Source organism: Sulfitobacter sp. S223, from assembly GCF_025143825.1.
GTDB lineage: Bacteria > Pseudomonadota > Alphaproteobacteria > Rhodobacterales > Rhodobacteraceae > Sulfitobacter.
In genome coordinates this window covers 2,426,509-2,441,038 of sequence record NZ_CP083560.1, presented here as the reverse complement: position 1 = coordinate 2,441,038, position 14,530 = coordinate 2,426,509, and the positions used below count along the sequence as shown (strand labels likewise).

12 protein-coding genes, 1 tRNA gene and 1 pseudogene are annotated in these 14,530 nt (G+C 53.2%); 7 read left to right on the top strand and 7 right to left on the bottom strand.

Annotated elements, in window-relative coordinates:
* Positions 1 to 445: 445 nt before the first annotated feature.
* Entirely contained in the window at positions 446 to 1,795 is a 1,350-nt protein-coding gene (dddP, locus tag K3757_RS11635; RefSeq protein WP_259995699.1) for a dimethylsulfonioproprionate lyase DddP, read from the bottom strand.
* A gap of 177 nt (positions 1,796 to 1,972) precedes the next feature.
* Between dddP and K3757_RS11630 the strand changes: the two genes are divergently transcribed.
* Complete coding sequence (locus K3757_RS11630; RefSeq protein WP_311201730.1) at positions 1,973 to 2,638, top strand: DUF3445 domain-containing protein; 666 nt, start codon at positions 1,973 to 1,975, stop codon at positions 2,636 to 2,638.
* A 33-nt stretch (positions 2,639 to 2,671) separates the two neighbouring features.
* Here the strand turns inward: K3757_RS11630 and K3757_RS11625 are convergent, their stop codons facing one another.
* From K3757_RS11625 to K3757_RS11610, 4 genes are all read right to left on the bottom strand, one after another.
* A complete protein-coding gene (locus K3757_RS11625; RefSeq protein WP_259995697.1) occupies positions 2,672 to 3,097 on the bottom strand; it encodes a glyoxalase superfamily protein in 426 nt (141 codons plus the stop codon).
* A gap of 222 nt (positions 3,098 to 3,319) precedes the next feature.
* Positions 3,320 to 4,123, bottom strand: coding sequence for a lytic transglycosylase domain-containing protein (locus K3757_RS11620; protein WP_259995696.1), 804 nt, complete (start codon positions 4,121 to 4,123; stop codon positions 3,320 to 3,322).
* Between the two features lie 238 nt (positions 4,124 to 4,361).
* On the bottom strand, positions 4,362 to 5,771 hold the full coding sequence (glnA, locus tag K3757_RS11615; RefSeq protein ID WP_259995694.1) for a type I glutamate--ammonia ligase: 1,410 nt from the start codon (positions 5,769 to 5,771) through the stop codon (positions 4,362 to 4,364).
* A gap of 40 nt (positions 5,772 to 5,811) precedes the next feature.
* Positions 5,812 to 6,150 (bottom strand): P-II family nitrogen regulator, encoded by a 339-nt coding sequence (locus tag K3757_RS11610; protein ID WP_259995692.1) that lies wholly within the window; start codon positions 6,148 to 6,150, stop codon positions 5,812 to 5,814.
* Between the two features lie 167 nt (positions 6,151 to 6,317).
* On the opposite strand from K3757_RS11610, the gene K3757_RS11605 reads away from it, so the two are divergent.
* Positions 6,318 to 8,072: an NAD(P)H-hydrate epimerase gene (locus K3757_RS11605; RefSeq protein WP_259995690.1), complete on the top strand. Its 1,755-nt coding sequence runs from the start codon at positions 6,318 to 6,320 to the stop codon at positions 8,070 to 8,072.
* Here the strand turns inward: K3757_RS11605 and K3757_RS11600 are convergent.
* Positions 8,069 to 8,590: a Hint domain-containing protein gene (locus K3757_RS11600; protein WP_259995688.1), complete on the bottom strand. Its 522-nt coding sequence runs from the start codon at positions 8,588 to 8,590 to the stop codon at positions 8,069 to 8,071. The genes K3757_RS11605 and K3757_RS11600 overlap by 4 nt on opposite strands.
* Before the next feature lie 150 nt (positions 8,591 to 8,740).
* Between K3757_RS11600 and K3757_RS11595 the strand changes: the two genes are divergently transcribed.
* Positions 8,741 to 8,824: transfer RNA gene (locus K3757_RS11595), tRNA-Leu, on the top strand.
* A gap of 247 nt (positions 8,825 to 9,071) precedes the next feature.
* On the opposite strand, the pseudogene K3757_RS19120 reads toward K3757_RS11595, so the two are convergent.
* Positions 9,072 to 9,296, bottom strand: a pseudogene (locus K3757_RS19120) (hypothetical protein); the annotation flags it as partial.
* A gap of 420 nt (positions 9,297 to 9,716) precedes the next feature.
* Here K3757_RS19120 and K3757_RS11590 point away from each other — a divergent pair.
* From K3757_RS11590 to K3757_RS11575, 4 genes are all read left to right on the top strand, one after another.
* The gene (locus tag K3757_RS11590; protein WP_259995687.1) at positions 9,717 to 10,154 is read left to right on the top strand and encodes a hypothetical protein; all 438 of its coding nucleotides are present in this window, start codon (positions 9,717 to 9,719) and stop codon (positions 10,152 to 10,154) included.
* A 100-nt stretch (positions 10,155 to 10,254) separates the two neighbouring features.
* A complete protein-coding gene (locus K3757_RS11585) occupies positions 10,255 to 12,879 on the top strand; it encodes a pentapeptide repeat-containing protein (protein WP_259995686.1) in 2,625 nt (874 codons plus the stop codon).
* A 26-nt stretch (positions 12,880 to 12,905) separates the two neighbouring features.
* Positions 12,906 to 13,961 carry a hypothetical protein gene (locus K3757_RS11580; protein ID WP_259995685.1) on the top strand — a complete coding sequence of 352 codons (1,056 nt, stop codon included), beginning with the start codon at positions 12,906 to 12,908 and terminating at the stop codon, positions 13,959 to 13,961.
* Positions 13,962 to 14,075: 114 nt separating this feature from the next.
* Positions 14,076 to 14,261: a hypothetical protein gene (locus tag K3757_RS11575; protein WP_259995684.1), complete on the top strand. Its 186-nt coding sequence runs from the start codon at positions 14,076 to 14,078 to the stop codon at positions 14,259 to 14,261.
* Positions 14,262 to 14,530: the final 269 nt, after the last annotated feature.

The following is a 14,530-nucleotide window of genomic DNA, read 5'->3' as shown; positions in this document are numbered from 1 at the left end:
GGATTGCGGGTGGCTGGTGCCATGGCTTGTGGCGGCGCAACAGTAGGCGCTGTAACCGTCAGCAGGTCGGCGGCAACTGTGCGGGTCGCATCCTGTGGCTTTGGTGTTGGATGTTGCGCCTGGGAAAGCTGGGCAACCTAATCGCTTATCTGGGAAATATGCTGTTTTCGGGATCGCATCTGCACGGCTACCAATGTGATTGCGATGCCCAGAATAATGCCGCCGCCGCCAAGCCCTGCGTAAGGTGCAATCCGCACCCTATGCAGTTTCGTGTCCAAGTGATCCCGCCAGATCAATCAACTACATGTCGCGTCAGTGGCTGGCAGGCCCGCAAATTTTGGATTGGGCACATCTTTCAGGCGGAAAGCCGAGGTCACCTTTGAATGGCTGATTGCAAAATGGTTTTGCACACTTGCAATAAAATGCACAAAAAGCCGTTAGCAGTTCAGCTTTGGCCCAGCCCCATCAATGCGGCATCAAACGGATAGGTGGTCAAATTCTCATAACCGTCTTCGGTGATCAAAACCTGATCTTCGAGCTTGATCGAAAAATTACCGCCCTCGGCACTGACCAATGCCTCAACACACAGCACCATGCCCGCCTCAAGAGGGTAATCATAGGCGCCCTCGACGGCTTGATCCGGATATGCAACCAATGGCCATTCATCGCATAGTCCAACGCCGTGCATGAGGCATCCGTATTTCTGCTTTTGAAACGGTGCATCCAGAACATGGGTGTTCGCCGATAGCTCCGGGATCATCACGCCGGGTTTGAGCATTTGCATGTTCGTCATGATGTGTTCGACCCCGTGCTGCATGGCATAGATCATCTCTGGTGGCGGGGCCTGATCACCGATCCACCAGCTGCGCGAGATGTCGACGCAGATGCCGTAGCTGCCGACTAGATCGGTATCAAAACTGATGATTTCGTTCGGTTGCGTGATACGTGGCCCACATTCCTGAAACCACGGATTGGTGCGCGGACCTGACGACAGCAGCCGCGTTTCGATCCATTCACCTCCGCGGCGGATGTTCTCGGCGTGCATGACCGCCCATATGTCATCTTCAGAGGTGTTGCCAAGCGGGACATTCGACCGCGCAAAATCCTCCATTGCACGCACTGAGGTTTCACACGCGTGGCTGGCGCAGCGCATCGCCAAGACTTCGTCAGCACCTTTGATGCTGCGGGATTTTTCGGTCACTTCCTCACCGTCCATGACCTCAAAGCCCGCCCGTTCCAGCGACCGCAAACCGTGCAGCATGATCTTGTCCACCGCTAGCCGCTTTTCGCCGCTGCCATGCTCTGCCACAAGATCGCGTATTTCCCCCGCGAGCACGTCCGCCGCCATACCAACCTTGTCGCCCCGATCAAAATAGAACAGGTCCGCGCCCGATCGTTGTTCGCGGACCAGCGGGTTGAATTCGCTCAGAAAAGGCGAGTTCTTATAATCCCAAATCACCATGTAACCGTCGGCACATAAAAGGACTGCGCGGAAAGGATTGTGCGTGTTCCACAGTTGCATGTTGGTGCTGTCGGTGGCGTAGCGGATGTTGAGCGGATCAAACATCAGCAACCCGCCATAGCCACGGGCAACGATATGTTGTGTCAGCCGCGCCCATCGATAGCGGCGCATGGCGTCCAGATTGGGCAGAACAAGCCCCGCGGCCTCCCATTCGCGAAACGCCAGTTGAGTGGGGCCGATTTCAACGCGGTCTGCATCGTTTGGGGAGCCATCGGGCAGGGTCGCGCCTTTGGTCGGGTCGATCTTGCGGGTCTCACGGTAGTGTTGGTTCATGATGCGGCTCCCTTCGTGACAAGGGTGGCGCAAAAATGCCTCCGTGCTTGAATGTTTGCGACACGGTGTCATGTCGCTTTTGCCTGCACTGCTATGCTGCGCTAACGTCTGCGCATGACTGTGATTTTACAAAATTCCCTTCCATCAGAGATGCAGACACAGACCGGATTGCCCGGAATGGCACCGGCGGCTGCGGATGATTGGTTGCGCGTTGACGAAGCCTATGGCGCGCAAATTCAGCGGCGACTGGAGCTATTTTCCCAAGCCCGCGATGCAGTTCTGTGGATGGAGCCGACAGCGCTGAATGCTGCGCGCGAGGTGCTGGCAGAAGCCTTGGCCGTGCTGCCATCGTTGGGGTTCACTGTGGGTGCAAGCGACGTGACTTGCCCTGACGGGCGCGTGGTCCCACTCGACCTCAATGAACCGCTTCTGACGCTGGGGATGCTGGTGCAGGAAGATATCTGCATCCTGCGCAAACACGGGGCAGAGCATGTTCTGGTGGGCGCTGTTCTGTGCTTTCCTGCCAGTTGGCGTCTGGCGGAAAAGGCGGGCAAGCCACTGATCGGTATCCATGAACCTGTGCAAGAGTATGACAATGATCTGGCGCGCCGCGTCCAGCGTTTGTTTGACGGGGTGCGGGCAGGGCGGCCTTTGTGGCGCTTTAACCGGCTTTGGTATGACGATCCTGAATTGCACCAGCCCCGCTCGGCCACAGCACCACGCCGGATTGAACCTGACCGAAAGGCCGCACCCTATATCCGATCGGAACGGCAATGCATTGTGCGGATGCCGGTCAGTGATGTCGTTGTGTTTTCGATCCACACGTTCGTAGTGGCAACGTAAAAGCGCCCGACATTGTGCCGGGCGCTTTCGGGGTCATTCTGGTGTGATCACGATATGCGGCTGACCGTTCGATGTCTTTTGCGGCGATACACCGTCCGCGTTGACCGCTGCGCGCACTTGTTGGCGCAAAGAGGTGAACAACTCGGACTCCACCACATCCACAGGCGCGTCGAAGCGCACAGTGAGTGACCAGTAGCTAGAGGATGACAGGCTTGCCGCCTTGATCATGCCCCGGAACGGGTGGCCCAGATAACGCCCTGAAACACGTTGGCCGGGGTGCCATTGAACAGCGCTTACATCTGCCTTGGCAGCAAGCGTGTTCCAGTCACGCATGCCCCATTGATGCGCAACCGTTTCCAAGGCTGCGGCATGGGTCATCTCGGTGCCTTTTGCGCTCAGTTCAGTACGCAGGCGTTTTGCTTGTGCTTTCAGCACATCGCGGGAAGGTATGTGTGTCATTGTCCATCACTCCAAAAGCGTGGCGTCTGAGGTGTCCGCATTGCCTGCATCCCACGGATTGGTGTGGTTGAGGACCGAGTATAAATAACAGGACTTCACCGAGGTGCGGACGGCAGGGGCCTGACCCTTGATCCGCAAATAGGGGCCGTGGATTAGAAACACAAGACCCCGACCAATTGCATGGCCGGGGTCTGTGACATCTTGGTTGTGGTGCGAAGCGGATCAGCCGTCGATTTTGGCGCCCATGATTGCAATCGCCTGCTGATAGACGGTGGCTGCATTCCACTGTTTGATCACTGCAAAGTTCGGTTGACCCTGCTGGTACCCTTGTCCGGGCTTCCAGCCTTTCTTGCGCAGGAAGTTAGCGGTTGAGGCCATCGCATCCGTTTGATTGTACAGATCTACGCGGCCGTCGCCATTGCCGTCAACGCCATAACGCAGCGCGTTGCCCGGCAGGAACTGGGTATGGCCCAGCTCACCGTGCTTGGCACCTTTGGTGTTGGAGGTGATTGAGCCACGGTCAACCAGCATCAGCGCCCCGATAGCATGGGGCGTGAAAAACGCGGACCGGCGGCAATCATAAGCCAGTGTCGTGATGGCGGATACAACAGCAGAGCCGCCCATGAAGCCGCCAAAACCGGTTTCCATGCCGTGGATGGCCAGCAGTACACCCGCAGGCACTCCGTATTGCTGTTCTAGCGATGAATAAAAGCCAGCGTTCTGCCCCTTGCGCTTGCGGCCTTGGCTGACGATCGTGTTCGCGCCGCGCACCTGCATGAATTTGTCCAATGTGTATTTGAACGATTTCTGGTTGCGGTCGGCCTGAATTGTCGCGGTTGCGTATTGCGCATTTGCAAGGGCGTCTAGGCCGCGCTGCTTTACGCCTGCTTTCTGCGCTTCGGAGGCAAAGGCCGCTTTCCATGCGCCAAATCCGCTGGCGTTATTGCCGCACTGGGCGGCAATTGCAGGGGCCGCGAGGGCACCCATAAAAGCGCCAGCAAGCATAATTTTTCTAGTGAAACGCATAATTGTTAATCCCTGATCTAAAGTTGGGCAGAGATTAACTGAGTGGTTTTGGGTTGCAAACCCCCTAGTTCGGTGTTGGCGGGCGGGTTTATGCCGAGCCGAGAGCCTAAAAAATCCTCGGTAATTTCATGTAGCTTAACGATGGTCTGCTGTCGGCCGCCTTCTGCTTTGGTTGTATGCGGATGTAAAGAAAAAGGCGCCCCGAAGGGCGCCCTTTAAACTTTAAAAATTGAAGAAATTAGCAGCTGTAGTACATGCCGAATTCAACAGGGTGAGGCGTGTGCTCATACTTGTGAACTTCTTCCATCTTCAGGCCGATATAACCTTCGATCTGGTCTTTGGTGAACACGTCACCGGCCAGCAGATAGTCCATATCCTTGCCCAGCTCGTCCAAAGCTTCGCGCAGCGAGCCACAAACCGTTGGGATGCCGGCCAGCTCTTCTGCGGGCAGGTCATAGAGGTTTTTGTCCATCGCTTCGCCCGGGTCGATCTTGTTCTTGATGCCGTCAAGGCCGGCCATCAAAAGAGCTGCGAAGCAAAGGTAAGGGTTCGCGCTCGGATCTGGGAAACGAGCTTCGACGCGCTTCGCCTTGGGGGATTCTGTCCATGGAATACGGACGCAGCCGGAGCGGTTGCGTGCGGAATAAGCGCGCAGTACAGGGGCTTCAAAGCCCGGGATCAGACGCTTGTAGCTGTTGGTGCCCGGGTTGGTAAACGCGTTCAGCGACTTTGCGTGTGTCAGAATGCCGCCAATGAAATACAGCGCTTCTTGGGACAGATCAGCGTATTTGTCGCCAGCAAACAAAGGCTTGCCATCTTTCCAGATGGACATGTTCACGTGCATGCCGGAGCCGTTATCGCCATAGATTGGCTTTGGCATGAACGTTGCGGATTTGCCGTAGGCGTGCGCCACGTTGTGAATCACGTATTTGTATTTCTGCAGCTCGTCTGCCTGTGTGGTCAGCGTGCCAAAGATAAGGCCGAGTTCGTGCTGGCAAGACGCCACTTCGTGGTGGTGCTTGTCAACCTTCATACCCAGACGCTTCATGGTAGACAGCATCTCGGCGCGCAGGTCTTGGGCTTCGTCGATGGGGTTCACCGGGAAGTAGCCGCCTTTGAGGCCAGGGCGGTGGCCCATGTTGCCCATCTCGTAATCGGTGTCGGTGTTCCAGGACGCGTCGGACGCATCAACTTCGTAGGATACCTTGTTGATAGAGTTGGAGAACTTCACGTTGTCAAACAGGAAGAATTCCGCTTCGGGACCGAAGTAGGCCACATCACCGATGCCGGAAGACTTCAGATATGCTTCGGCTTTTTCGGCTGTGCCGCGTGGGTCACGCTCATAGGATTCGCCTGTGTCAGGCTCAACAATGGAGCAGTGAATGCAGAGCGTTTTTTCAGCGTAGAAGGGGTCAACATATGCTGTCGAAACGTCGGGCATCAGCTTCATGTCGGAGGCTTCGATGGATTTCCAGCCCTCGATGGAGGAGCCGTCAAACATGAAACCTTCTTCGAGGAAGTCTTCATCTACCAGATCGTTAACGATGGTAACGTGCTGCAATTTACCGCGTGTGTCGGTAAAACGGATGTCGACATATTCGATATCCTCGTCTTTGATCCGTTTGATCAGGTCTGCATTAGCGCTCATGGCAATGTCCTTTTAGTTTTCGAGTTGTCACGTGTGGTGTTTACAGGGCGTCTGAACCGGTCTCGCCGGTGCGGATGCGGATCGTTTGCTCAACCGGAGAGACAAAGATTTTGCCGTCGCCGATTTTTTCTGTCTTGGCTGCGTTTACGATTGCTTCGATGGCGGCATCGACCTGATCATCATCAAGAACGATTTCCACTTTCACTTTTGGTAGGAAATCCACCACATACTCAGCGCCGCGATACAGTTCGGTGTGGCCCTTCTGACGGCCAAAACCTTTTACCTCGATAACAGAGAGGCCTTGAACGCCGACGTCCTGAAGGGCTTCCTTCACCTCGTCGAGCTTAAAGGGTTTGATGATCGCTTCGATCTTTTTCATGCTGACCTCCCTGAATGTTGCAACGCAGTGATTTCACCGCTGTTGGGGGGAATCCAGACGCGACACGACGGTCGCGACGGGGTAAGCTGGAAATTGACACGTCTCGCTCAAGAATTAGGCGTGATGATTAAAAAGTAGACGAAAGTGAATCGAGGGTCGGTGGCAAAATGACAGAGCTTTTGACAGCGCACCAAATGCGCGGAGTCGAACAGCGTGCAATTGGCGCGGGTGAGGTCACGGGACTGGCGTTGATGGAGCGGGCAGGGCAGGGCGTGGTTGATGCGATTCTTGCCCACTGGCCAGAGCGCAGGGGCGCGCCCGGCTATGCGATAGTGTTGTGCGGGCCGGGTAATAACGGGGGGGACGGCTTTGTCATTGCGCGTTTGTTGGACGCGCTTGGCTGGCGGGTCGATGTGTATTTCTATGGTGACGCGACCAAGCTGCCGCCCGATGCTGCTGCCAATTATGCGCGGTGGCAGGCGAAGCATCCTGTCTGGGCCCTGACGCAAGCCGGCCTGCGGACCCGCCAGCGCATTGGCGAGGTGACGCACTATATCGACGCGCTGTTCGGGATCGGGATAAGCCGTCCGCTCAGCGGAGAGCTAGGACATATTGTGGGCTATCTGGCGGGCAGCGGCGGCGACCATGGGTATTTTCAGCCACGTATGGTTGCGGTGGATGTACCATCTGGCCTTGATGCTGACAGCGGGCGGGTGCTGGGCTGCCCCGAACCTGTTCCCTCCAATTCCCGCGCAGCCTATGCGGCGCTGACAGTGACGTTCGACAGTCCCAAAGCCGGTCATTTTCTGGCAGACGGTCCGGCGCTATGCGGCAAGCTTGTAGTCTGTGATATCGGGTTGGAGGCTTACCGCAGCCTGAATGAAGGCAACGCTGTCCGTCCGGTCTCTCTTAGCCTTCAACCGCCGCTGGGTGCGGTTGAAGACCGTCGGAACTTAACGGCCGTAGATTCAAGCGGACTGCTTAGCAAGCAGCCCTATGGTCATAAATACGACCATGGCGCAGCACTGGTGCTATCGGGAGGTGTGGGCCGCGGTGGAGCCGCCCGCCTTGCGGCGCGCGGCGCGTTGCGTATGGGCGCGGGGCTTGTGACTGTTGGTTGTCCGCCCTCCGCATTGATGGAAAACGCTGTGCATCTCGATGCTATCATGCTGCGCAAAGTGGCGGACCATGCGGCCCTTCGCGCGATGCTGGCTGATGACAGTCGCTTAAACGCTCTCTGCATCGGACCGGGATTGGGGATGGGCGCGCGCGAAGCAGAGCTTGTGCGCACGGTGCTTGAGGCGCGCAGGGCATGTGTGCTTGATGCGGACGCCCTCACGCTGATTGCTCAAGATAGCGCACTGAAAGAACTTCTGCATGAGCGATGCGTGTTAACCCCGCATGGGGGTGAATTTGCGCGTTTGTTCCCTGATATCGCTGAAAACCTCGTGGGCCCAAAGCGTCCTGAACTACACGAATCTGACGCTCTGGCGGAGCGGCTGAAAGAAAATCTGAGTTTCATGCAAGAGCGGTTGGCATCGTTACGGAGCTATCAAAATGAGCTGGAGAACCAGACCGGGCCGCTTTATTCCAAGGTAGATGCGGTGCGTGATGCGGCAGCTGAGGCGGGTTGTACCGTGCTGCTCAAAGGGGCCGATACTGTGATCGCAGAGCCAAACGGGCGCGCAGTGCTTTGCGCAGCCCACTACGATCGCGCCGCCCCTTGGCTGGCAACAGCAGGGGCGGGCGATGTTCTGGCGGGCTTTATTACTGGCCTGCTTGCGCGGCGGTTAGATACGCTTACCGCAGCCAAACTGGGTGCGTGGCTCCATCAGGAGTGCGCACTTTCATTCGGCCCCGGCCTGATTGCAGAGGATTTGCCCGAAAAACTGCCGAAAGTATTCCGGCAGCTGGGTATTTAGGCGGCGTGCAGAACCTGACCGCGGGCGCGTGCGCCGTCTGCGGTGCTGATTTCAAGACCGTCAGCGTACAGAATATGCGGACCGTCACAGAAGATCTGGATCAGCGTCTGTTCCTGCATGCCAAGATCGCGAATGAATTCGCCATCTACCAACGTGCGGGCAGCGACCAAGGCGCGATCTGCGCTGAACATCGCTTGGGCGCGCCAGTCGCGGATCAAACACATCTGGTCACCCGCAAGAAGCGCGTCACGCTCTGGCCGTGTGTGACCAAGCGATCCTGCTGCCACAGCGATGGTATGGACCATGCGTTTGGTCCGCTGGATATGCTCTACGCGGGCAATCCCGCTGTCGCGTGTGATGACTTTATCGCCGACACTTACAAACTCTACAGGCATTTCGCCCTCAAGTGTCAGTAGCATAGTGCCTTGCAACAGCCCGGTATCGCGGGATGCATAAGGCGCGTATTGGCCCGTTTGTGGAATTGCTCCACCAACGCGCCTGACCGTATTCGGTTTCATGGGCGTCTCTCTTGTTATCTAACCTGCCTCAGGTTCTCTCAACAATATGACAAGATAATGTTTATGTCGCGTGTTTTTTTTGTCTCGCCTCTTTCATTGTGGTTTGTTAGTGACGTCTCAACCGCTTCGGAAATGTCCGACTCGGTCAGTGCGGGTGTGGCGGAATTGGTAGACGCACCAGATTTAGGTTCTGGCGCCTATGGCGTGGGGGTTCGAGTCCCTTCACCCGCACCACTATCTTAATTTTGGGTCATATTTAGCAATGATTTAGGGCCTTTTCGTATTTTTCAGCCCCCTTTTTCTGAATTTGCTGCTGTCGACCTCAATTTGCATTTTGTGTGCAGGTGTTGATTGAAGGAATCGTTCGGTAACTTATAAACATCACAAATGTTCGGCTGAAGATGTCAGCAACATTTTTGATATGGTGTATCATTCCGGTTGGCGGCCTTGAGAAAAGTGCTGAAAGGTTATGGGGTGTACAAATGACCCTGTATATCCATGAACGCATTTCGCCTTCGAAGTCGATAAGGCCGTTTGGCCTTGCCGCTTCCGCCCGCTTAGATCGTAGCTGAGGGGCCAGCGTGAATTTTACATACACTAAAACATCGAAGACATCGCTGTTCTGGGCGTCGATGAGCCGTTTCATATCCTCTAGGCGCCCAGCATCGTATCCACGGTCAGCATGCACCTTGAGGAATGTCTGACGTCAGCGCTTATGGATCCAAACAGGGCAATTTGCTAAAAGTGTGCTTGTTGCTCAACAGCAGGCACTGAGGAGTGGACCATGAGAAAGACAACAAAGAGCTCTGGCGAGAAGATCGCCAAAGACGTCAAGCGTGCCACGCGCAAACGCTATTCCTCCGAATAAAAGTTTCGGATGTGCGTCTGCTACCGTCGTTATGTTCTGGTCAAGATTTTTGACCCTAGTGCGTCCCGCAGAGCGGTGTCCTCGCTATTTCTGGATTGGCGCGTTCGATATTTTTTTCTGATTTAGATCAGGTATTTGGGAGGTTTTTCTTGGTCGTTGGACCGATTTTGTCTTTTGCGGAAAGTAGGAGGGAGGCGGTATCACTAGCCCATCCGCAAGCCCGGGCGGGCGGTGTCAAATTTTATGAGGATAGACACCATGATTACGTACGAAATACACAAACCGTTTATTATGCAGCTAGAGACAAATGACGTGCCATTTGTCAGCTTCGACCAATATAATAACTTGGTTAAGTTGTATCGCGATGACTTTTACGCTGCACAGCACGTTGACAGCTTCATTTGTGATATTGGAGTGGAATACAATGTCTGGACCGTTGAATGTCATAACCGGTATTATAGGCATCTTTGGTTTGATCAGATTGAGCGCCCGATCAGCATCAGCTTCGAGGTCGTGGATCTAAGGAAAAGCGCTACAATTCCTCTAAAGATCAAGATTTTTGATGCTGACGGCATATATTTTGAACAGGATCAGAGCATCTGTATTGAACGGCGTGTTGGTGATCGTTTTCTGATCAGTTCTTGGCGCAAAGTCGAGCCGGTACGAGCTTTCGTCCAGCGCGAAGTGAACGGCTGATAATCGGACCGCCTTGTTGTTTGCGAACTAGGCGGTCCTTTCTATGTTTCCGTTATTATAGTTATCTGATCCCAACTCTGCGTGCTTGGTTAGGAATGGTGTGAATAAAGACTATAGAAACATGATATCGACGGCACCGCCAAATGAAGCCGGTTCGTTCTCCCCAGGTCAGCTTATGCGAGACTTCATGTCCAGGGTCGGGTTGAGCGATTTAGAGGTGAGCGAGGAGATTTCGTCAACTTCTTACGGTGGCCGGAGCATTAGTTCTGAACTTGTTGCATCATGGTCAAATATCAGCAAACCAGTTAGTCGTCAGTGCCGGAAGCCCTTGAGGGACTTCATACGTCATATTTGTCATCATAAGGTGGCAACCCTATGGGACGAAGAATTCGTAAATTGTTGGGCGCGCTTTGAGGCGGCTAATGGCAATGCCCGGCGCATATTCATTGAACATCATCGGTGGATCAAAAGACGCTTCGCAGCAAACGTCGTGGGCGAGAACTTCCCGCTTAGGGATATCTATGTGCCAATCCACATCCTTCCAAAAGGAGTGAGAGAAGGCACGAATCCAGAGATTGTGGCCTATGGTGAAACCTTTCTTAGAGATTTTGCAGTAAAGCAGTCCGATCACAGCGTTGATTGGGTATTTGTTACCGGCGGGCCAGGGAGTGGCAAGTCTGCGCTTGCGCTAAATATTGCACAACTCCTCGCAGGAGAGCGAAAAGGGTTTACCCTATTTTTTCGTGGCACCCGCTTTGATGGGCAATCGTATATCCCGGATGAAGACCTGCCTGACGTTGTGGATGACAGGATCTCAATCAAACACTATTTCGAACAGTTCAGGCGAACGTCCGAAGATCGAATGACTTTGATCATCGATGGCTTGGATGAGATTGGTACTCAAAGCTACGCTGAGCCACGTGTTCTTGAAGTGATCAAATCCGTGAGAGCGGAAATATCTTTAGCGAAAAGTTTCGGCAAATCGGTACGGGTCATCGTATTCGGGAGAGACACCGTCACTCGAATGGTGGCTGATAAGCTTGCAGGTCTATGCCTGCTTTTCGAAATGGGTGATCTCTCAGGTGAACTGGTTGATGCCAGAGGCGAGAGGGTGATTTACGGAGAAGAGCTACGTGGCATCTGGTGGCGGAAATATTTGAAAGCGAAGGGGTTAGAGCCAGATGAAAAACTGCCTCGTTACCTCGATGACCCAACCGAAAGTTTGTTTGATCTCAGCAAGGAGCCTCTGCTTTCCTTCCTGATTGCTAGATCTGCCTGGCCTGCCCCCCCGTACGACGTGAAGTCCGTCGTCGAGCAAATTGACCGGCATACCTCCCAAAAGAACCGCAACCAGATATACAGCGACATAATAGAGAAGGTTAGAAAAGGCGAAGACTGGGGCGACCTAAAGTCCGAGCTGCTTCCGAGCGCTGACTTCACAGATATTCTTCAGCACATGGCGGTAGCGACTTGGCAAAACGGCACCTTAAGGGCGGTAAGCATTAAGGAAATTCAAGATGTTATAAAAAATGGAGATCCATCGCTGATCAGGAAGTTTGAGAAACTCCAGCAAAATTTAGGCGACGATGGCGACCCCACACTTATAACAAGCTTTTATTATAGGTTCCAAGATCGACCAATGTCTCAGGGGTTGATTGGAAACCCTAGGGATTACGAAATCGAATTTACGCACAAGACATTTTCCGAGTATCTTCTCACTACATTTTTGTTCGATGAATTCGAGGCCCTAATGCTCGCACACGGTACGGGGTCGTCGGAGGTTGCGCAGGCATCAGCTCAGCGCCGTTGGATGGCATATGTCATGTCGGGTCCCCAGCAGCGTGAGATTGGACTTTTTGCAAGAGATGAGGCCGTGCTCAGGCTTGAAAAATACGACTGGTCGATTTGGAATCGAGCAAAGTCAGTTTCAACGCTCATGAAGAGCCTGATACAATTAGAAGATGCCCCTCACGGTACATGGTTTTCAAAGGTAAGCTCTTCCGAGCGGCTTCAGCGCTCATTAGCTGCACTGATGTTATTCTGGGGAGCGTTAAATCAAGCGCGGTATGCTCAGTCTCACGTGCGATTAAAAATCGAGAAAACCACGTTTGATGGCCCTGATTTCCATCTTAGCACCCCATCCTTCACCCTTAACAAGACAGGCTCGGCAGTAACTGGAGATCCATTTCCAGACACGTTCTCGGTCAGTGCTCTTGCTGGGATCACGTGGGAAGACGGGGATACTCCAGGTTATTACGCATCCGGAGGCGAGATCACAGGCTCCCATTTCGCTAGATGTGCGATCGAGGGAAGCGTGTGGTCATCAGTTTTCTTTGTTCAAGTCCGGTTCTTGTCCTGTAACATAAGTCGCAGCCGATTTGTGTTAAGTCCAATGGAGGACTGCCGCCTTGAAGATACAACCGCATCCCATTCAGTATTCAAGGACGCGCTTATACTAGAGACTGAGCTCGAAAACGTCGACTTTGAGCAATCTACTTTTTCTGGAATCCGCTTCATGAAATGCGAATTTACCGATGTTCAGTTCGACAGGTGTAGCTTCCATAACTGCGAGTTTGTGGACTGTACGTTTGATGAATGTTCCTTCGATCAAGCCAATTTCTCCTTGGTAATTATGCGCCAGTGTAGTTTTTCAGAATGTTCATTTGGCAAAGCAGACTTCGAAGGTGAAACCATTGAGGGTTGCCATGGCCTTACCATTGGCTAAAGAAGGTGGTCAGGTTTGGAGGGACCATGGACCAAAAATTAGTATTACAGGCGGTAGAAGCCATTCAGAACCCTGCGAAATGGGAACGGGTGTTGCAACACATCATGAGTGCAACGGGCGCAAAAGCTGCCATGATTACCCTTCGCGACGGAAAAACCTGTCAGATTGTAAACGATGATGCCTTGGAAAGAGATTTTCACTCACCTCTGATCCAGGGGTTCCCGATCGAGGCTGTCGTATATTATTTGCAGGAACTCAGAACCATTGACCCTTGGGCGGAAGCGCAGATTTCCCATTATCCTCAGCGGCCTCTTCTTATGTCGCAAATCTGCAATCCCGATGAGGTGCCAGACCAAAGGTTTTTCTCATGGCTTAGAGACTTTGGGATTAATGACACCGTAGCGTTCGAGCTGAACAGAATGCCGGGATACTGGACAGCGTGTAATCTGTTTATCGAAAGCGGTGATACCGCGACGGGTCTGAAAGCCCTTGAATATGCCAAGGAGCATCAGAGCTTTTTGGCAAAGGCATGGGAATCCAGCCAGCAGGTGGTTCGGTCAAAGCAATCCGGTCGAGCTGCCTTGGATCATATGTCCAAGCTCGAAATTCCTGCCTGCATTACTGGTCCCAATGGTGAAGTTGAGACAACAAACTCAGCTTTTGATAAGATGATTGAAATCAAACAGATTGTCACTCATGGCACCACTAGAAGGCTTTCGGTCCCACGTTCAGCTCGTGTCATTGGGGATGCTACATGGCTTGAACGTGGGTCAAGAGACCTCGATCAATCATCTGAGGTACTTACGGTGTCGGTATCCACTTTTGACCCAGACCCTCTCTACAACGGTAAACGTGAAGGCTGCTGGCTGGTTTCGTTTCGTATGGATAATGGGTTTAACGCGTCAGTCGACGAACTCAATCTTTTAACAGAGCAAGAGCGCCACCTACTCGAAAGCGTTCAAGCTGGCGACAACGTTGCCGCAGCAGGTGAAAAAATTGGCGTCAAGCGATCACGTGCGTTCGATATTTGGGGCTCTGTAAAAGCGAAGCTGGACATTAAAAACGCGCATCAGGTTCGGTGATACATATTCCTGAAATTTATTACAGCTGACCGGACCCGAGTCCGTTGTCGGTCTTTCCCTAAACAAGTTACTTAGTTTTTCGTAAGTTAAGTTTACTAGATGGGAAAGATGCAAATGAAAAAGATCACAGGCTTGGGGCTCTTCTTGGCAGTAGTTGGTGGATCAGCCATGGCTGCGGGCGTTTCCGGCATCGCCGAGAATGGCAAGTCTGCATCTGGTAAAACCATTTACAAAGTTACTTGCTGCGATGAGAGCGCTTTCGGATCTATTGGTCAGGTAGCCAATGGTACGACGGTGTGATCGTTCAAGGCGGGCAGTCTTGTAACCTGAGCGACCAAGCTGCCTTTTCATGCCGGTAAGCTGAAATTTACTTACCGGATCGGAATTTCAAAAAAGTTGATTTTATAACGGAATCTGTCTCCTCCAACCTGGGAGTTACCTTGAGAAGGGTCGCTATCGGTTGAGGGGAGATGGATCATTTTCATTTACGAGCCGCCTGAAAGCGTATCGGGGAGATAAGCATCGACCGGCGTCTAACTATGTAGAAGCGATCACTAGCGATCATGAGA

Coding starts and splice junctions, on each gene's coding strand:
- glnA (WP_259995694.1), bottom strand. CDS start 5,771: ATGAGCGCTAATGCAGACCTGATCAAACGGATCAAAGACGAGGATATC.
- K3757_RS11610 (WP_259995692.1), bottom strand. CDS start 6,150: ATGAAAAAGATCGAAGCGATCATCAAACCCTTTAAGCTCGACGAGGTG.
- K3757_RS11590 (WP_259995687.1), top strand. CDS start 9,717: ATGATTACGTACGAAATACACAAACCGTTTATTATGCAGCTAGAGACA.
- K3757_RS11605 (WP_259995690.1), top strand. CDS start 6,318: ATGACAGAGCTTTTGACAGCGCACCAAATGCGCGGAGTCGAACAGCGT.
- K3757_RS11600 (WP_259995688.1), bottom strand. CDS start 8,590: ATGAAACCGAATACGGTCAGGCGCGTTGGTGGAGCAATTCCACAAACG.
- K3757_RS11620 (WP_259995696.1), bottom strand. CDS start 4,123: ATGCGTTTCACTAGAAAAATTATGCTTGCTGGCGCTTTTATGGGTGCC.
- K3757_RS11575 (WP_259995684.1), top strand. CDS start 14,076: ATGAAAAAGATCACAGGCTTGGGGCTCTTCTTGGCAGTAGTTGGTGGA.
- K3757_RS11580 (WP_259995685.1), top strand. CDS start 12,906: ATGGACCAAAAATTAGTATTACAGGCGGTAGAAGCCATTCAGAACCCT.
- K3757_RS11630 (WP_311201730.1), top strand. CDS start 1,973: ATGGCACCGGCGGCTGCGGATGATTGGTTGCGCGTTGACGAAGCCTAT.
- K3757_RS11625 (WP_259995697.1), bottom strand. CDS start 3,097: ATGACACACATACCTTCCCGCGATGTGCTGAAAGCACAAGCAAAACGC.
- dddP (WP_259995699.1), bottom strand. CDS start 1,795: ATGAACCAACACTACCGTGAGACCCGCAAGATCGACCCGACCAAAGGC.